This window comes from Vibrio sp. Isolate32 (assembly GCF_022397955.1).
Taxonomy (GTDB): Bacteria; Pseudomonadota; Gammaproteobacteria; order Enterobacterales; family Vibrionaceae; genus Vibrio.
The window spans coordinates 257,028-275,529 of record NZ_JAKEUQ010000008.1 but is presented as its reverse complement, the minus strand read 5'-3'; the positions used below and the strand labels follow the sequence as shown (position 1 = coordinate 275,529).

20 protein-coding genes and 1 pseudogene are annotated in these 18,502 nt (G+C 44.4%); 9 read left to right on the top strand and 12 right to left on the bottom strand.

Annotation, left to right across the window (positions count from 1 at the left end):
* Nucleotides 1-16: 16 nt before the first annotated feature.
* The 6 genes from L1D11_RS09060 to rpsB form a co-directional block, all read right to left on the bottom strand.
* On the bottom strand, nt 17-859 hold the full coding sequence (locus tag L1D11_RS09060; protein ID WP_004738591.1) for a phosphatidate cytidylyltransferase: 843 nt from the start codon (nt 857-859) through the stop codon (nt 17-19).
* A gap of 15 nt (nt 860-874) precedes the next feature.
* Nucleotides 875-1,627: an isoprenyl transferase gene (locus tag L1D11_RS09055; protein ID WP_004738590.1), complete on the bottom strand. Its 753-nt coding sequence runs from the start codon at nt 1,625-1,627 to the stop codon at nt 875-877.
* Between the two features lie 98 nt (nt 1,628-1,725).
* Nucleotides 1,726-2,283, bottom strand: coding sequence for a ribosome recycling factor (gene frr / locus L1D11_RS09050; protein ID WP_004738588.1), 558 nt, complete (start codon nt 2,281-2,283; stop codon nt 1,726-1,728).
* Between the two features lie 98 nt (nt 2,284-2,381).
* Nucleotides 2,382-3,113: a UMP kinase gene (gene pyrH / locus L1D11_RS09045; RefSeq protein ID WP_004738586.1), complete on the bottom strand. Its 732-nt coding sequence runs from the start codon at nt 3,111-3,113 to the stop codon at nt 2,382-2,384.
* A gap of 161 nt (nt 3,114-3,274) precedes the next feature.
* Nucleotides 3,275-4,120 (bottom strand): translation elongation factor Ts, encoded by an 846-nt coding sequence (tsf, locus tag L1D11_RS09040; protein ID WP_102423122.1) that lies wholly within the window; start codon nt 4,118-4,120, stop codon nt 3,275-3,277.
* A gap of 141 nt (nt 4,121-4,261) precedes the next feature.
* A complete protein-coding gene (gene rpsB, locus L1D11_RS09035) occupies nt 4,262-4,993 on the bottom strand; it encodes a 30S ribosomal protein S2 (RefSeq protein WP_032546326.1) in 732 nt (243 codons plus the stop codon).
* Nucleotides 4,994-5,452: 459 nt separating this feature from the next.
* Here rpsB and map point away from each other — a divergent pair, with 459 nt between their 5' ends.
* The 3 genes from map (at nt 5,453) to L1D11_RS09020 (ending at nt 9,658) form a co-directional block, all read left to right on the top strand.
* The gene (map, locus tag L1D11_RS09030; protein WP_239833373.1) at nt 5,453-6,331 is read left to right on the top strand and encodes a type I methionyl aminopeptidase; all 879 of its coding nucleotides are present in this window, start codon (nt 5,453-5,455) and stop codon (nt 6,329-6,331) included.
* 139 nt (nt 6,332-6,470) lie between these two features.
* On the top strand, nt 6,471-9,092 hold the full coding sequence (gene glnD / locus L1D11_RS09025; protein ID WP_102423123.1) for a bifunctional uridylyltransferase/uridylyl-removing protein GlnD: 2,622 nt from the start codon (nt 6,471-6,473) through the stop codon (nt 9,090-9,092).
* A 182-nt stretch (nt 9,093-9,274) separates the two neighbouring features.
* Nucleotides 9,275-9,658, top strand: coding sequence for a DUF3461 family protein (locus L1D11_RS09020; protein ID WP_004738577.1), 384 nt, complete (start codon nt 9,275-9,277; stop codon nt 9,656-9,658).
* Between the two features lie 95 nt (nt 9,659-9,753).
* Here L1D11_RS09020 and truC read toward each other — a convergent pair whose 3' ends face one another.
* Both truC and L1D11_RS09010 read right to left on the bottom strand, forming a co-directional pair.
* Nucleotides 9,754-10,503 (bottom strand): tRNA pseudouridine(65) synthase TruC, encoded by a 750-nt coding sequence (gene truC / locus L1D11_RS09015; protein WP_239833372.1) that lies wholly within the window; start codon nt 10,501-10,503, stop codon nt 9,754-9,756.
* Nucleotides 10,503-10,817, bottom strand: coding sequence for a YqcC family protein (locus L1D11_RS09010; protein ID WP_239833371.1), 315 nt, complete (start codon nt 10,815-10,817; stop codon nt 10,503-10,505). Before L1D11_RS09010 ends, truC begins: the two co-directional genes overlap by 1 nt.
* A gap of 86 nt (nt 10,818-10,903) precedes the next feature.
* On the opposite strand from L1D11_RS09010, the gene L1D11_RS09005 reads away from it, so the two are divergent.
* Nucleotides 10,904-11,944, top strand: a complete 1,041-nt coding sequence (locus L1D11_RS09005; protein WP_239833370.1) for a DUF3549 family protein — start codon at nt 10,904-10,906, stop codon at nt 11,942-11,944.
* A gap of 88 nt (nt 11,945-12,032) precedes the next feature.
* Nucleotides 12,033-12,341, top strand: a complete 309-nt coding sequence (locus L1D11_RS09000) for a DUF3301 domain-containing protein (protein WP_032498839.1) — start codon at nt 12,033-12,035, stop codon at nt 12,339-12,341.
* On the opposite strand, the gene L1D11_RS08995 is transcribed toward L1D11_RS09000, so the two are convergent.
* Entirely contained in the window at nt 12,307-12,825 is a 519-nt protein-coding gene (locus L1D11_RS08995; protein WP_239833369.1) for a GNAT family N-acetyltransferase, read from the bottom strand. The two genes, L1D11_RS09000 and L1D11_RS08995, sit on opposite strands and share 35 nt — an antisense overlap.
* Nucleotides 12,826-13,574: 749 nt before the next feature.
* Between L1D11_RS08995 and L1D11_RS08990 the strand changes: the two genes are divergently transcribed.
* From L1D11_RS08990 to L1D11_RS08980, 3 genes and pseudogenes are all read left to right on the top strand, one after another.
* On the top strand, nt 13,575-13,862 hold the full coding sequence (locus L1D11_RS08990; protein ID WP_239833368.1) for a hypothetical protein: 288 nt from the start codon (nt 13,575-13,577) through the stop codon (nt 13,860-13,862).
* Nucleotides 13,863-13,926: 64 nt separating this feature from the next.
* Nucleotides 13,927-14,370, top strand: coding sequence for a YaiI/YqxD family protein (locus L1D11_RS08985; protein ID WP_004738567.1), 444 nt, complete (start codon nt 13,927-13,929; stop codon nt 14,368-14,370).
* Between the two features lie 117 nt (nt 14,371-14,487).
* Nucleotides 14,488-15,266: pseudogene (locus tag L1D11_RS08980) on the top strand (MipA/OmpV family protein).
* Nucleotides 15,267-15,287: 21 nt separating this feature from the next.
* On the opposite strand, the gene L1D11_RS08975 reads toward L1D11_RS08980, so the two are convergent.
* The 3 genes from L1D11_RS08975 to L1D11_RS08965 all read right to left on the bottom strand — a co-directional run bounded on the left by L1D11_RS08975 (nt 15,288) and on the right by L1D11_RS08965 (nt 17,649).
* Entirely contained in the window at nt 15,288-16,874 is a 1,587-nt protein-coding gene (locus tag L1D11_RS08975; RefSeq protein ID WP_137407911.1) for an AbgT family transporter, read from the bottom strand.
* A gap of 388 nt (nt 16,875-17,262) precedes the next feature.
* Nucleotides 17,263-17,388 (bottom strand): type B 50S ribosomal protein L36, encoded by a 126-nt coding sequence (gene ykgO, locus L1D11_RS08970; protein WP_005380299.1) that lies wholly within the window; start codon nt 17,386-17,388, stop codon nt 17,263-17,265.
* Nucleotides 17,389-17,649, bottom strand: coding sequence for a type B 50S ribosomal protein L31 (locus tag L1D11_RS08965; RefSeq protein ID WP_239834733.1), 261 nt, complete (start codon nt 17,647-17,649; stop codon nt 17,389-17,391).
* Nucleotides 17,650-17,772: 123 nt separating this feature from the next.
* Here L1D11_RS08965 and tsaA point away from each other — a divergent pair, with 123 nt between their 5' ends.
* On the top strand, nt 17,773-18,468 hold the full coding sequence (gene tsaA, locus L1D11_RS08960) for a tRNA (N6-threonylcarbamoyladenosine(37)-N6)-methyltransferase TrmO (protein ID WP_239834732.1): 696 nt from the start codon (nt 17,773-17,775) through the stop codon (nt 18,466-18,468).
* Nucleotides 18,469-18,502 lie beyond the last annotated feature (34 nt).

Genomic DNA, 18,502 nt, shown 5'->3' with positions numbered 1-18,502 from the left:
TTCACTGCCCTTTTAATTAGAATGCTAAGTAAAGCAGAGCAAAGACAGGGAATGCAGCCGTTAAGCTATCGATTCTATCTAGTATACCACCATGACCAGGAATCAGATTACTGCTGTCTTTGACCCCAGAAACACGCTTGAACATGCTTTCAACAAGGTCACCAAGAACAGAGATAACAACGGTCACAAGTGTAATCACAATCATGTGTAAAGGGCTTGAGAATTGGATATTGAACAAGTCAGCAAAAATCCAAGCCACAATCACTGCGGTGATGATACCGCCAATAAGGCCTTCAATTGTCTTGTTCGGGCTAACGGCTGGTGCCATTTTACGCTTACCGAAGCTCTTACCAGAGAAGTAAGCGCCACTGTCTGCAGCCCACACAAGTAGACACACAAACATCACGAGTTTTGCGCCGTGGTATGGATCAACGTCAATACCGTTAGCGCGCAAAATCACTACACTCCAAAAGAATGGCAGCAGAGTTAGTACACCAAAACCATGACGAAGAAACGAGGAGTCTTTCCATGCAGGCATAGACTTAGGATAAGTCACTGCCATACCACTTGCGATTACCCACCAAATAGAACCAATCGTTAAAATGGCGTAGTGAGCACTCGATAAGTTATTTAGGCTAAATGCATCAAAAGGAATAAAAGCAAAACTTGCAGCACTTACCACAACCGTTGGAATCAACGCTAAATAACGCGATTTGCTTTCAACAAATTGAGTCCATTCCCAGTAACCTAATAGCGAGATAACCGCTAATGAAAGGATAAACGTAGGAAGTGATAACTCGAAAATTCCTAGAATAACTAGGGGAGCTAAAATCAACGCCGTAATAATTCGTTGTTTCAAACCAAAAAATCCTTATTAACTGTCCATCAGAGCTTTAATCTGCTCACCGGTGCAGCCAAAACGGCGCTCACGATTTACAAACCAAGTCACAGCCTCTACTAAGCTGTCTTCATTAAAGTCTGGCCAGAATTGTTCAGTAAAATACATTTCGGCGTAAGCCAACTGCCAAAGCATGAAGTTACTAATGCGGCATTCACCGCTGGTGCGGATCAGAAGATCAACTTCAGGAATATCCGCCATTGTCAGGTGCTGTGTAATCATAGCTTCATCAATGTCTTCTACATTAATATCGCCAGACTTTACCTGTTGAGCGATTGAAGTCATCGCTTGCTGAATATCCCACTTACCACCGTAGTTCGCGGCGATATTGATAACCATACCGGTATTGGTGCTAGTCAAAGCTTCCGCTTCTTCAATTTTCTTTTGTAGTCGATCATTGAAACGACTTTTATCACCAATAACACGCAGTTGTAGATTATTTTTATGGAGCTTTTTCACTTCACTTGAAAGCACGGAGATAAAGAGTTCCATCAAAATACCCACTTCTTCCTCTGGTCGACGCCAGTTCTCGCTACTGAATGCGAAAAGTGTAACGGCTTTGATGCCCAATCTGGCAGCAGAAGAGATGGTTTTACGAACGGCTTGAACACCGTTTTTATGACCAAAGACGCGAGGCTTGCCCTGAGCTTTTGCCCAGCGACCATTACCATCCATGATGACAGCAATGTGTTTAGGAAGAGAGTCTGTGAACGCTTGAGAATTATGCATAAAAGAGTGAATCAAATTCTAATAGTCGAACAGAGTAGCATAAAAAAACGCTGAACAGTGAGTACAGCGTTTTTCCGGAAAGAAAAGAATATGGAAAATTAAACTTCCATCAACTCTTTTTCTTTAGTTGCTAGAACTTCGTCTACGTTCTTAACCGCAGCGTCAGTTAGCTTTTGAATTTCGTCTTGTGCTTTACGATCTTCATCTTCAGAGATTTCTTTATCTTTAAGAAGTGCTTTTAGATCGCCATTCGCGTCACGACGGATGTTACGGATAGCAACACGGCCACCTTCAGCTTCGCCACGAACGATTTTAACTAGGTCTTTACGACGCTCTTCCGTTAGCGGTGGAAGTGGAACACGGATAACCGTACCCGCAGACATAGGGTTTAGACCTAAGTCAGATGTCATGATCGCTTTTTCAACTAGAGGCGTTAGTGTTTTATCAAACACTGTGATTGCTAGAGTACGTGCGTCTTCAGCAATAACGTTAGCAACTTGAGTCAAAGGCGTTGGTGCACCGTAGTACTCTACTGTAAGGCCAGAAAGTAGGCTTGGGTGTGCACGACCTGTACGAATCTTTTGCAGGCTGTTTCTTAGTGCATCAACACTTTTTTCCATGCGCTCTTGAGCGTCTTTTTTGATTTCGTTAATCACAATTTCACCTTGATTATGTTCTTTCTTCAAGAAAGCTTTTTATTTGGAGTGATAAGGATAAAGCTTACCAGAGTATAGCCCCCAGTAAGCCCGAAAAATTAGTCAGCGTCGCTGATTAATGTACCTTCAGTTTCACCCATAACCACGCGGCGTAGTGCGCCTGGCTTATTCATGTTAAATACACGGATTGGCATTTTGTGATCACGTGCTAGCGTAAATGCAGCCAAGTCCATTACTTTAAGCTCTTTCTCAAGAACTGTGTTGTAAGACAAAGTATCATACAGCTCTGCGTCTGGGTTTGCTACTGGGTCAGCAGTAAATACACCATCTACTTTTGTCGCTTTTAGAACTACGTCAGCTTCGATTTCGATACCACGTAGACATGCAGCAGAGTCAGTAGTAAAGAATGGGTTACCAGTACCAGCAGAGAAGATCACAACGCGACCTTGACGTAGTTGGCTGATTGCATCTGCCCAGTTGTAGTCGTCACACACACCTTTTAGAGGGATTGCAGACATTACACGTGCGTTTACGTAAGCACGGTGCAGAGCGTCACGCATAGCAAGGCCGTTCATTACTGTTGCAAGCATACCCATGTGGTCACCAACAACGCGGTTCATGCCAGCTTCAGCAAGACCAGCACCACGGAACAGGTTACCGCCACCGATAACAACACCAACTTGAACGCCTAGTTCAACCAATTCTTTTACTTCTTGAGCCATACGATCGAGGATCGTTGGGTCAATACCAAAACCTTCTTCGCCTTGTAGCGCTTCACCGCTAAGTTTTAACAGAATACGTTGATACGCTGGTTTAGGGTTCGTAGTCATGGAGTTTACCTTCCAAAGAGTTGATGATTAACAGTCATGGATAAAAACTGAGTAAGTCAGTTTGCATTCATAACCACTAACGTTGCCTTCAAAAATAGTTCACTATTCATAAAAAGACCGCAGCATTTGCCACGGTCTTTTTTCAAACAATACGCTAAGGATTAACCTTTTTGTACCGCTGCAACTTCGTCAGCGAAGCTCATTTCAGCAGCTTTCTCGATACCTTCACCAACTTCTAGACGTACGAAGTTAGATACTGCAGCGCCTTTTTCTTTAAGGATTTCGCCAACAGTTTTCTTAGGTTCCATGATGAAAGCTTGACCTGTTAGAGAGATTTCGCCCGTGAATTTCTTCATACGGCCGATAACCATTTTCTCAGCGATCTCTTGAGGCTTACCTTCGTTCATAGCGATTTCAACTTGAACTTCTTTCTCTTTAGCAACTACGTCTGCTGGTACGTCTTCTGGGTTAACAAACTCAGGACGAGAAGCAGCTACGTGCATAGCAACGTGCTTAAGAGTTTCAGCTTCGCCTTCACCAGCTACAACAACACCGATTTTCTCACCGTGACGGTAAGAAGCTAGAGCAGCACCTTGTACGTATGCTACGCGACGGATGTTGATGTTTTCGCCGATTTTTGCAACTAGAGCAACGCGAGTTTCTTCGAACTTAGCTTGTAGCTCTTCTACAGAAGCTTGAGTAGCTACTGCGTCAGCTGCTACTTCTTCTGCGAATGCAGTGAAGCTAGCATCTTTTGCTACGAAGTCAGTTTGGCAGTTAACTTCAAGAAGAACAGCTACACCGTTCTCTTCTTTGATGATGATTGCGCCTTCAGCAGCAACGTTACCAGCTTTCTTAGCTGCTTTCGCTGCGCCAGATTTACGCATGTTTTCAATTGCTAGTTCGATGTCAGCGTTTGCTTCTACAAGCGCTTTCTTACATTCCATCATGCCAGCGCCAGTGCGCTCGCGAAGTTCTTTAACTAGAGCAGCAGTTACAGTTGCCATTCTCTATTCCTCGGTTGATTCGAAAATAAGGTAAAAATCAGGGGCCAAAATGAGGCCCCCGATCTAACTATAACTTAGCTTACATTTAATAAAGATTTCAAAATCTATATTAGCTAAGCCAAGCGTGATTCAGAGCCGCTATTATTCAGCTTCTACAAAACCATCTTTTTCAGCAGCTACAGCAGCAACGTCTTTGTTACGACCTTCTTTAACCGCGTCTGCAGCAGCGTTTAGGTAAAGCTGTACTGCACGGATTGCATCGTCGTTACCTGGGATAACGAAGTCAACGCCGTCTGGGTTAGAGTTAGTATCAACTACAGCGTAAACTGGGATACCTAGGTTGTTTGCTTCTTTAACTGCGATGTGTTCGTGATCAGCATCGATTACGAATAGAGCGTCTGGTAGGCCGCCCATGTTCTTGATACCACCAAGAGACTTCTCTAGCTTCTCCATTTCACGAGTGCGCATTAGAGCTTCTTTCTTAGTTAGCTTGTCGAAAGTACCGTCTTGAGCTTGCGCTTCAAGTTCTTTCAGACGCTTGATAGACTGACGAACAGTTTTGTAGTTCGTTAGCATACCGCCTAACCAGCGGTTGTTAACGTAGAACTGGTTGCTGTTTACAGCAGCTTCTTTAACAGCTTCAGATGCAGCGCGCTTAGTACCAACGAAAAGAACTTTACCTTTCTTCTCACCAACTTTAGCGATTTCTGCTAGAGCTTCGTTGAACATTGGTACAGTTTTTTCTAGGTTGATGATATGTACTTTGTTACGAGCACCAAAGATGAATGGCTTCATTTTTGGGTTCCAGTAACGAGTTTGGTGACCGAAGTGAACACCAGCTTTAAGCATATCGCGCATTGATACAGTTGCCATTTTAAAATCCTCTATGGGGTTAGGCCTCCACATCCCCCATGAATCCGACCCCTAACAACTAACCACTTTTCAGCCGTTATCTTTAGTTGTTGAAGCACCCCGGAACATGTGACGGAATGTGTGTGATTTAAAGATATAAGTTAGTGGATACCAAAGCCTGTTTCGCCAGTTGGAGAAAACAGTCCTGATGTCCGGCGCGCTTTATACCATATTTTGTCTATCTATGGCTAGAAAAAAATCGAAAAATGGCGACTGCTATACTGATCTCTAAAGGTAAATTTCCTCTATAAAATAGTGTCTATATGAAGCGGCTTCTGCATCTGTTATCCGAACATTATTTAATCACGTTAACAGTATCCTCCAGTATTGTACGGACATGGTAATGTTGCGCTAAATTGCTGCACTGATAGAATAGCCCCAATATGCACACTTAGGTGCTACCAAATTAAGAGATATGCAATGGCTGTAAAAATTAAAACTGCTGAAGAAATTGAAAAAATGCGCGTCGCCGGCAAACTGGCTGCTGAAATTCTAGAGATGATCGAACCTCACATCCAAGTAGGTACAACGACAGAAGAGCTAAACCAAATCTGTCATGACTACGCTCTAGAAAGAGGCGCATACTCAGCACCACTTGATTACCACGGTTTCCCTAAGTCTATCTGTACGTCTATCAACCACATCGTGTGTCACGGTATCCCGGCATCACAAGACGAAACTGGTAGCACAGGTCAATTTAAGCCTGCAGTACTTAAAGATGGCGACATCCTTAACGTAGATATTACGGTAATCATCCCTGACGACGAAAATGCAGATCTAAGCACTCGTCCTCAAGGCTACCACGGTGATACGTCTAAGATGTTCCTTGTGGGTGAAGTATCACCTGCAAACAAGCGTCTGTGCATGGTTGCTCAAGAAGCACTTTACGAAGGTATGCGCCAAGTGAAGCCAGGTATTCAACTTGGTCAAATCGGTACGGCGATTGAGAAGTACATCAAGACCAACAACAAGAACAACCCTCGCGCTAAGTTCTCTATTGTTAAAGATTACTGCGGTCACGGTATCGGTTCTGAGTTCCACGAAGATCCACAAGTTGTACACTACAAGAACAACGACCGCACAGTACTGAAAGCGGGCATGTGTTTCACTATCGAGCCAATGATCAACGCCGGTAAGTTTGGCTGCCGTCTTGATGACGAAGATAGCTGGACAGTGTACACAGCAGACAGCAAGAACTCGGCTCAATGGGAGCACACACTAGTCGTAACAGACACAGGTTGTGAAGTTCTAACACTGCGTAGCGATGATACCATTCCACGTATCATGAAAAACGCTTAGTTCACTGAGCTAAACGCATCAAACCTTTAAAAATATCCTCGCATTGTCGAGGATATTTTTTTATCCGCTCAATTTCGATTTTCCACCAGCTTCTGGTAAATTGTTTAATATTCTCATTTGCTTGCACGGATAGCAGACTATGCCTTATCAATGCCCTCTTACGTTCAATGACGAACAAATTGAAATCTGCGAATTAAAAAATCAGCTCGAGATCTTCACGCAGTACCAAAAAAATGAATTCCTAAATCACCACCCTGTTACTGACTTGGTATTGCTCCGCTCTGAATACATGGACTTGTTACTCAGACGCTTATGGGAGCACTTCGGTTTTAGCAACCTACCTCATATTTCGCTAGTTGCTGTGGGCGGTTATGGTCGTGGTGAACTTCACCCGCTGTCAGACATTGATATCTTAATCGTATCTCAAAAAACATTGCCACCAGCCCTAGGTGAAAAAGTCAGTCAGTTCATCACCTTGCTGTGGGATTTAAGGCTCGAAGTTGGCCACGCAGTGCGTACCATTGCTGAGTGTATTGATATTGGTTTCGATGATCTAACCGTTGCCACCAACCTACAAGAATCACGCTTATTGTGTGGCAGTGAAGATACCTTTCAAGAACTTAAACTGAAGATTCATTCCGATTCATTTTGGCCAAGTGAGACCTTCTACAAGGCAAAAATTCAAGAACAGAGAGAGCGTCATGCGCGCTACCACGATACCACTTACAACCTTGAACCTGATATCAAGTCTACGCCAGGCGGCCTACGAGACATCCACACTCTCAGCTGGGTGGCACGTCGCCACTTCGGTGCGACCTCTCTGCTTGAAATGAGCAAGTACGGCTTCCTTACTGATGCTGAGTATCGTGAGCTCGTAGAATGCCAAGACTTCTTATGGCGCGTTCGCTTCGCACTGCACATTGAACTGCGCCGCTACGACAATCGCCTGACGTTTGCCCATCAAGCACAAGTCGCTGAACACCTTGGCTATACGGGTGAAGGTAACCGCGGTGTCGAAATGATGATGAAGGAGTTTTATCGAACCCTTCGCCGCGTGGCAGAGCTCAACAAAATGCTGCTCAAGCTCTTCGACCAAGCGATCATTAATGGTGGCGAGACAGAAGAAGCTGAAATTCTCGATAATGACTTCCAGCGTCGAGGCTCACTGATAGAAGCGCGCAAACCTGCCCTATTCCAAGCAAGGCCGGAAACCATTCTCGATATGTTTATCCATATCGCCAATGACTCTTCCATTGAAGGGGTTAGCCCTCCCACATTGCGACAACTGCGTACGGCACGTCGCAGGCTCAACCGCTTCCTGCATACTATTCCAGAAGCGCGTGAGAAGTTTATGACCTTGGTTCGCCACCCCAATGCATTGCACAAAGCGTTTAGCTTGATGCACAAATTGGGCGTGCTCTCAGCGTATCTACCGCAGTGGAGCCAGATCGTCGGCCAGATGCAATTCGACCTGTTCCATGTTTACACCGTGGATGAGCACAGTATTCGACTGCTCAAGCACATCAATCGCTTTGGTCAAATTGAAAACCACGACAAGCACCCTATCTGTTGTGAAGTCTACCCACGAGTGCAGAAGAAAGAGCTGCTGATCCTAGCCGCTATCTTCCACGATATCGGTAAAGGTCGCGGTGGTGATCACTCAGAGATTGGTGCGGTCGAAGCGTACTCTTTCTGTATTGAGCATGGCCTATCAAAACCAGAAGCAAAGCAAGTGGCATGGCTAGTACAAAACCACTTGTTGATGTCTGTTACTGCCCAACGTCGCGATATCTACGATCCAGAAGTGATAACCGAATTCGCTAAAAAGGTCCGTGACGAAGAATCACTAGAGCTGCTTGTTTGCTTAACCGTTGCCGACATCTGTGCAACCAACCCAGAGCTATGGAACAGTTGGAAACGCACCCTACTCGCAGAACTATTCCACTCAACTCAGCGTGCACTGCGCCGCGGCTTGGAAAACCCGGTCGACGTTCGAGACCGTATTCGTCACAACCAACAAATGGCATCCGCCCTACTGCGCAAAGAAGGCTTCACCGCTCGTGAGATTGAAGTGTTATGGCAACGTTTTAAAGCCGACTACTTCTTGCGTCACACCCACAAGCAGATCGCATGGCATTGTGAGCATTTACTGCGCCTAGAAGATCCAAGTCAACCTTTGGTTTTGATCAGCAAAAAAGCGACACGTGGCGGAACAGAAGTCTTTGTTTACTGCAAAGACCAAGCAGCACTGTTTGCTACCGTGGTTGCCGAGCTCGACAGACGTAACTTCAACGTTCATGACGCTCAGGTTATGGCGAGCAAAGATGGTCATGTTCTTGATACCTTTATCGTGCTAGACCAGCATGGCAATGCGATTGACGAAGCAAGACACAAGGCTGTCGCAAAACACCTAACCCATGTTCTAGCCGATGGTCGCCCTACAAAGATTAAAACACGTCGTACACCGCGTAACTTACAACACTTTAAGGTCAAGACTCTGGTTGAGTTCCTACCAACCAAGAGTAAAAAACGTACCTTGATGGAACTAAGAGCACTCGATACGCCTGGGTTACTGGCACAAGTTGGTGCAACCTTCGCAGAGTTAGGTATCAACCTACATGGCGCTAAAATTACGACCATTGGCGAACGTGCAGAGGATTTGTTTATTCTGACCAGCGACACAGGTGGGCGACTTTCTGAAGAGCAAGAACAGGCGCTCAGGGAAAGGCTAACCGAGCATGTTTCCGAGCTTGCACCTTAGAACGCTAATGGAGTACAACTCGCCGGTTTAATGACCAAATAAGTGTGGGCGAAGATAGAGAGCGATCTTGCCCACAACTTACAATCAATTCACAGATATCAACTATCTAGCTCGTCGTTAGGCTGCTACATTGATTAAGTCAATTACATAAAAGTATTACATTCATAAACTAGAGGTCGCTTATGTATCCAAACCTCACTGGCTTAGGTATCCACGAGCCTAAACAGATTGAACGTTACTCCCTTCGCCAAGAAGCACACAAAGATATCCTTAAGATTTATTTTCGTAAGCAGAAAGGCGAGCTGTTCGCGAAAAGCGTTAAGTTTAAGTACCCACGACAAGTAAAAAGTGTGCTTGTTAGCGGTGGTAATAATCAATACAAAGAAGTGACTGAGATTAACCGCAACCTCACACTTGTGATTGATGAGCTTAATAAGATCACCAAACCTACGCCAACGACTGAGATGGATGTAAAACAGAAGATCCTGACCGACTTACGTCATTTAGAGAAGGTGGTGTCTAGCAAGATCGCTGAGATCGAAGCGGATCTAGAAAAACTAAAATGATCCCGATGCTAGGCAACTAATGACTATCGTTGGTTGATCGACTCAGATAATACAAAGGGCTGATATCACTATCAGCCCTTTGTTTTATCGAACTTTTATTTAGACGACCGTGCTTGCGCATCAACTAAATTTGTATCCCATTCAAAAGCTTCAAATAACTGTAGCCAAGTTTCATCAAGACTTGCCTTCATCACTAATTCTTCTTTAGTAAAAGGGTGAATAAAGCGCAACTCTGAAGCGTGCAATAACAAACGGTGTGAATCCAAGTTTTCACGGAATAGGCGGTTATGCTTACCATCACCATGAGAAGTATCGCCAACAATTGGGTGTCTTAGGTGGGCCATATGACGGCGCAACTGATGTTTACGGCCCGTCTTCGGCAACATCTCAACTAAGCAGTAACGGCTCGTTGGAAAACGCCCTGTCGAATAGGGTACTTCCACTTTTGCTAACGGTTCATAAGCCGTCACAGCTTCTTGTGCTTCCTTGTCCTCTTTTGCAAACTTATCCGCAATCTTGTCTAGTTCGACCTTAAGTGCGTAATCAAGCGTATCGCCCTCTTCAATCCAGCCACGAACAATTGCATGATAAGTCTTTTGCATCCCATGATTAGCGAACATCGGCATCACCTCAGAAGCAACTTCACTTGAGAGTGCGAACACCAATACACCAGAAGTCGGTCTATCTAAACGGTGCAATGGGAACACGTGTTGACCAATTTGGTCACGCAGAGTCTGCATCACAAACTGAGTCTCGTGTTTATCTAGCCATGAGCGGTGCACCAGCATTCCTGCAGGCTTATTTACCGCGACAAAGTACTCATCTTGATAAATGATCTCTAACATTAGGCGCATACCTCATCAATGCTTTGAATCGTCACTAGTAGCTCAGCTTTATTTGCCTCATTTTTCCACACTTCACCAAAATATGGATGAATAGCAAACCCCTTAGGTAAAGGCATTTGCGCGTCAATCATCGCATTGATCTTTACGATGAAGATCCACTGTAGCCACTCTCCGGGTTGCAGTGAATCGATCGCAAAGGGTTCAGCGCTCGCCAGAGCTTCATCCGACGGTGCAACGCTACTCCACAGGGAGCATTGGCGCATTTGTTGTTCTAATTGTTGAAGTAATGGAGGTAACTTTGTGGCAGCTGTCATTTTTCACCAAGTTATTTATCTAGTGACCTTGAAATTGGGGCATAGAGTACCATCTATTGAGGAAAGAAAGTTAGGAGCTTATTACTATGGAAACCATTCACACGCTCACTCAGTTATTGAAGAATAGCGGTTGCCAATACGATATCTACGATCTCGGTCGTCGTATCCAGAAGATCGACAACACCTTATTCTCAGATGTTGAGCAAGGGAAACAGCCATACCCATTTCCTCTTCAGAAACAAGCTCACTTAGCGATCAGCTACTGGAATGAACAGAAGCAGCCATGGATCTGGTTCCTAAAATTCAAACTGGATGAAAGAGGCCTACTCAACCAAGCCGATGTAGGTAACTTTTTGAAGTTCGTATTAGAAGCGATGGGCACGCGTTTAAGCGGTGAGATCAGCGAAGAGCAACAAGAGAAGCTGTCGAACAACCCGTACACCTTCAAGCCTTCTGAAGAAAAAATGGCAGTATTCCATAGCCAAGTAAGAGCAGAATTAGATCTTGCGTCCAGCCAATACTATGAACATGCTCAGCACTACTTCACCGGTGAATTAGGTTGGGACAACTGGCAGACTGTTGGCCTTCAAGGCATCACTGATATGTGTGCCCGTCTCGGCAGCCAACAAAACGGTGTCGCGATTCGTAAAGCCTTCAATAAGCTTCCATCTGAGCCACTTTACGCAACATTAGGCGCACTTGAACACACTCAAATTAATGACAAGCTAGCTCAACGCTTACAAGAAATGGCAGAGAATGAAATCAACAGCAATGAACCAGACCTGTTCTTGTTGTCTGCACTGGTGCGTGCCCTATCTGGCGCAGAGCCAAGCATCACCAATTCAGTGATTAACCAAGTTCTAGCGAGCCCACGCTTAAGTCATCAAGAAGTACTGATTGGTTTAGCAGGCCGAAGCTGGCACGCTCTACAAGCCCCAGAAATTGCTGAGCAATTCTTGTTGCGCCTCGCACAAACTGGCAATCAAAACCTATTCAACCAGCTATTTGCTGATCTGGTGATGATTCCAGCTCTTAGAATGGTATTTTTACCATTGCTGAACTCAAACCCATCTCCAGAATTGGCGAATGCACTGATCGAATTACAACAGGCGACTAAGTCTCAGTAATACTTTAGCAACTAGCTGATAAGCATTAACAAAACGGCTTATAGCTAGGGTTAAATAGGAAGAAAAAGTAAAAGGAAGTATGGATTAAATGATAGATAACTTATTGGCTATTTTGTTTCTGTGCTTCTTTTGCTTTCTGTTTTGGCAACAGCGCAGGCAATCTGAGCTTGCGAAAGCTGCCATTGCGAGAAAGTGTAAAGAGCTCGACTTGCAACTGTTAAGTGTTGCCTTTAGTGGTCATAAATTGAAGATGCGCCATGAACTTACGACCATTTGGCGCTGGCACACCATTTACCAATTTGAGTTTTCAGCGTTAGGGGATGACTGTTACAAAGGGAAACTGACCATGGTAGGTTTCCGTTCTATGCGGTTTGAGCTACAGCCTCATAGAATGTAACGTCGCAATAGGCGGTGTATCGATATTCATGATAAGGGCCAAACTGATCTTGTTTGGTCTCTTTAAATACAAAGCCAAGTTTTTCTAGAAGCTTGATCGATGGATTATGACCGACATTAACGGTCGCGAAAACATTCGTTAAACGCTCTTCAAAGCACACCAGATTAAAGAAAGGTTTCAGTACCTCACTAGCAAAACCTTGATTCCAATACTCTTTATCCAAGATAAAACCTAACTCATGCTTACCTTCTTCTGATGAGACAAATACATGCCCAAGATATTCACGGGTTTGGTTATGGATAATGGCACGGCAAAAGCCGACGTTGTCTTGCAGTATCTCTTGAAATAGTTGCTTCGCAGAAGCGATAGAATGCGGCCCATTCATTTCTGCTCGATTAATCGGGCAGCAGTTGAGCTTGATGAAGTCGTGCTGTAGCTGTTCGGTATAAGGTACTAACAGCGTTCTTGAGGTTGCTATCGTCATAAAACACTCCTTGTGTTGACCGTTAGCAGAAAAGCAGATGTATTGCTCCTAAATAAAGAGCCTCTAGATGGGTGAAATGTCCAGATAAAGAAAAGCCCCGACACCAAAGTGTCAGGGCTAGGGTCTTACTCGCAGCAGTCCGGCTACTAATTAATGCTCCATGCATCATCCATAATAGTGGCTATAATCCTTCAGCCCTTTCCTTTACTTCGCCGTCCTAGCGGTGTCCAATCATCCTAAAAGCTAACAATCCTAGTTAGCGCACATCACTTGTTCCGTGAGCGGTGTCCTTTACATCATCCTGATGCTAATCCAACCCTTTATCCTAAAGGTGTCCATTGTCATTCCGTTGCAGCCAACTTCCTGTTAACTGACTGTGTCCCTACAATGTCCTTGCGCTCCATGCTTGATCACTCAATCCTAAGTAACCAAATCTTCATCCTGAAGATAACCAATTCCTTGGTGCTTTCCTGTTCCGTGTCAGAATCCTTCCGACAGGGTTTAATTTACGCGATTTAGGATTTTGGACAATAGATTTGCATCACATTTTGAATTCAACCAAGTTGTTAATTATATAAAACAATTAAAATTCAACACCTTAATCGTATGTGTATCAATTTCTCTAGAGAAGTGTTCGCGTTATCTTACAGCGTTTGTAAGAGATCTCTCACACGCCATAGGCGGTTTTATGATTCGCTATCGGTAAACGGAGCGAGTAAAATGACCAAAGACTAAAAATGGAGGTCAACATGCTGACAAAAGATGTTTCTGAAGAGTTGAAATCAGTACTTGAAGGACTGCAAGCACAAGGCAAAGAGCCAACCGTTGCGTTAGTAAAAGCTCGCATGAGTACATCGGTTCCAATGCCTGCGTTAATCACGACCATTAAAAGCTGGAAAAACGCGAACCGCGTTCCCAAGGTAGAAGTCGCTGCACAACAAGAACCAGAGGTCGATCGTATTAGCCAACTAGAAAAACAAATTCTTGAACTTACCGCTCGCGTCGCCACGCTTGAAGCCAAATTAACTGAGCGATAAGTTAGCCGAGAAATAAGTTAACAGTAATAAATCAACAGATTAGCTAACAGAGAAATAGAACACTATGAAGATATGGGTTGATGCGGACGCTTGTCCTAAGGTTATCCGAGAAACCATCGTACGCGCAGCTGAGCGAACCGGTGTTGAATGCACCTTCATCGCGAATCACGTTGTCCCTGTACCGAAGCGTAACAACATTCACTCTATTCAAGTGCCAAGCGGATTCGATATCGCCGACAATGAAATAGTAAAACGCACAGAGAAAGGCGATCTCGTGATTACTTCTGATATTCCTCTGGCTGACGAAGTGATCACTAAAGGCGCACTAGCGCTGAGCTCTCGTGGAGAGCTTTACACCAAAGAGACCATTAAAGCGCGCCTCAACATTCGCGACTTTATGGAAACCATGCGCTCAAGTGGCATCCAAACTGGTGGCCCAAGTTCACTTTCTCAAACCGACCGCCGTGAGTTCGCCAACCACCTTGATCGCCTACTAGCAAAGCGCTAACCCTCCCCTTTCTCCTAAGAGATCTGAGAACGCCTCATTTAGGCGACAAAGAGCTCTGTGAAATTTTAATCGACCTACTCCGTTCTTGATATTTATTACAATAACGGAGTATTGATTATGGTTCGTCGCATCGCTTTAGCACTGTCCATCACTTTAGGAAGCACTCAACTATCCTTAGCCAATCAAGAATATGGCATCGTTGGCGGCAGCCTCACTTACGGCGAAAGTGTTTTTTCTACCAAGAGTACCCCTCAACTTGGTGCGACGCCCAACCTCTTTTATTCTGGTCCTAAAGGCTTTATTGATGGCAGCTTAGCAAACTGGCAACTGCTGCCTTTTGTCGGACTATCTGGAAACTGGCGGTTCGCTGAGGTATCAGACACCTTCATTGACCTTCCCAATGGCATTCAAAACAGAGATGGCAATGGCGAGCTCGGGATAACGCTGGGGACAGTAGGCGCTAGGCTCACCTACTTACACGACGTAACCTCAGAGCATAATGGCTACGAAGTTCAGCTGCATCTAGGCAGGACGTTAGAAACATGGGCAAAGCCATTAACCATTCCCCCCTACCTCGAAGTTGATTATCGTGACAAAAAACTTTCAAATCACCTATACGGTATTTCAAATAACGAATCCTCTGCATCAGGGCTAGATCAGATTGATGCAGGGTATACCTTTGTTTATCAAGCAAGGCTCATTGCTCTCTATGAATTTACGCCACGCTGGATTGGTATCTGCAAAATTGAATTGACTCATCACGACTCGAACACCCCTCTCATCCAAAGGGATGTAGGGGGGCGCTGGAGGTTGGGATGGCCTACCGATTTGCAGGCTTGTCATCCCTCTCTTCCAACAAAGAAAAAGCCCGCAAAATGTGCAGGCTTTCGGTGTAATCATAAGACAATGATTAGATTCTATGGCGTGTAGTACGTTGCTGCACCTGGGCCAACTGGTAGGCCAAATACGAATACCCACACGTAGAACATTAAACTCCAACCAACGATGAATACAATCGAGTATGGAAGCATAGTTGCGATCAGAGTACCAATACCTAGGTTCTTCATGTAACGAGTTGCTACTGCAAGGATAAGACCGAAGTAGCTCATCATTGGAGTAATGATGTTCGTCGTTGAATCACCGATACGGTAAGCCGCTTGAATCGTTTCTGGTGCGTAACCAACAAGCATTAGCATTGGAACAAAGATAGGTGCTGTTACTGCCCACTGAGCAGACGCTGAACCGATCATCAGGTTAATGAAGCCACACATTAGGATGAATGCGAAGAACAACATTGGACCTGTTAGGCCGATGTCTTGTAGGAAACTTGCGCCCGCTACTGCGAATACTTGACCGAAGTTAGTCCACTTGAAGAAAGCAACAAACTGAGCAGCGAAGAATACAAGTACGATGTACATGCCCATAGAAGACATAGACTTAGACATTGCATCGATAACGTCGCGGTCAGTTTTCATTGTGCCGGTAACTTTACCGTAAACAAAACCAGGAACTGCGAAGAATACGAAGATGAACGCTACGATACTCTTAAGGAACGGAGAACCTGCTACCGTGCCAGCTGCAGAACGTAGAACACCGTCTTCAGGAACAATTGTCCAAGCAAGAAGAGCTGATACTGCTAGAACTGCGATACCTGCTAGCTTAAGACCTTTCTTCTCAACGTCTGTTAGCTTGCCCATTGTATCGTTTGATAAATCTTCAGACGCTTCTTCGTCGTTGTATTTACCCAGTTTTGGTTCAACAATCTTCTCCGTTACGAATGCACCCGTAATTGCGATGAAGAAAGTAGACACAAACATGAAGTACCAGTTTGATTCTGGACCAACTGTGTAAGTCGGGTCGATCATTTGTGCCGCTGTTTCTGTAATACCAGAAAGAAGTGGATCAACCGTACCGATTAGAAGGTTTGCAGAGTAACCACCAGATACACCCGCGAATGCTGCCGCTAGACCAGCAAGAGGGTGACGACCTAAAGAGTGGAAAAGCATTGCTGCAAGTGGAATCAGTACCACGTAACCTAGCTCTGAAGCTGTGTTAGAAATGATACCTGCGAATACCACAGTTACTGTAACCATGCGCTTAGATGCGCCCATTACCATGCCACGCATCGCAGCAGATAGTAGGCCTGAGTGCTCAGCAATCGCTACACCTAGCATTGCAACTAGCACGGTACCTAATGGCGCAAAGCCAACAAAGTTTTTAACTAAATTAGTTACGATAAGTTGTAAGCCTTCAGCATTAAGTAAGCTTACAACGTGGATCATGCCGTCAGCAGCACGACCTGGGGCACCTTCTGGACGAGGGTCCATAACAGACACTTCAAAGTACCCTGCGATACCAGAAGTAACTAAGATTGCGACACAGAAGATTGCGAAAAGAGTGATCGGGTGGGGTAATAGATTCCCCAAATACTCAACACCATCGAGAAAACGGGTAAAAATAGGTTTCTTTGGCGAGTTGTTTTTTATTGAAGCTGATGAACTCATCAGTTCCCTCCTTGTAGTGATTCCTATGCAATTGTGACAAAAATGTTCAAATTGCAGGCGAAGGGTACGCGACAAAATTATCAATTAGAAATTCAAAATGTTACAAAATGTGTAACAAGCGACGACATTTAACTCTATTTAAACAATTAATTAGCAAATAAAACCACAACAAACACAAAAGCCAGCTTTATAATTTACAACTATACATTCACTATTAATATAACTTACGATATAACCTCTTGATTAGTTTAAAAATAAAGTTCATCGTACAATAAGCAACCACTCGGTATTTAATCAACTTGCATATGAAGGAAAAGAAAAACCGTTAAATGAATAAAGTTTGACTTTCCCCTCGTTTTTTAAAGGTGTGTCACATCCAATTGACTGCTTATTTTTGAACCGCTTTGAACCTTGGGTTGGTTTTGCAAATTACATATAGGCGCCCTCTACGCTTAACGATTTGACAATCCGGGTGACGGCTCTTTGCACTTTTAAGTGATTTTACAACCTTCATCTATTTAGCTCCCTTACCCAATTGACCAAAGCGGCGAGTAAAGTTCGCCACGCGACCTTCTTTATGAATCACTCGTTGCTTACCTGTATAGAAAGGATGAGACTTTGAAGACACTTCAATAGTGAAGTAAGGGTAAGTATTGCCATCTTCCCATTCGATCGTACGCTCTGTTTTCAAAGTTGAACCTATCAAGAAGTATTCATCAACACTGGTATCATGAAAAACCACAGTGCGGTAATCAGGATGGATATTTGGTTTCATTTGTTTCCCCTAAATTATCATTTGATACGTTATAACATCGCAAATGATAATTATTATCAAAGGAAAAACAAGTTATTTTGTGATATTTTCCGGCCATAGATCGTAATTAGAGAACCTCCCCCCATGTACTCCATTGAACCTATTGGCTTTATAGAATCTCCCTATAAAGAGAAGTTCGCGGTACCAAGGCAGCCTAGGTTGGTGCCGACATCAACCTCCAAAGTAAGGCTTGTTGACGCGGCAAACTGCCTAGAGTCAGTTCGCAACATCGAACAATTCAGCCATGTGTGGCTGTTATTTCTGTTCGACAAAAACCTTGAAGCGGGCTGGAACCCGACGGTGAGGCCCCCTCGACTGGGTGGTAATGAACGCATTGGAGTTTTTGCATCTCGTGCCACATTTAGGCCCAACGGAATTGGCATGTCTGCGGTGGAGTTAAAAGGCGTATCTCAAGATAAAGGGCAAACTTGGCTAGACCTTGGCAGTGTCGATTTAGTCGACGGGACACCAATTATCGACATCAAGCCTTACATCCCCTACTCCGATTCCATTCCGGATGCACAGGGAGGGTTTGCAGCCGAAGAGCCAGAGGTGTTAGAGGTTAACTTTTCACAGCAGGCACAAAGCAAACTGGCACAGCACCCAGAGGCGCGCCATATTATTCAAGTGATCAAAGAGGTATTAGGCCAAGATCCTCGCCCCGCCTATAAGAAAGGCAAGCCAGACAACAAGGAATATGCGGTAAATTTGTTCGATCTTAACGTGAAATTCGTTGTTGAGGCGTTTTTCATCAATGTAACTGACATTGAACGCTTTTGAGATCCCAAATAGGCTGATATTATATGCGGCTATA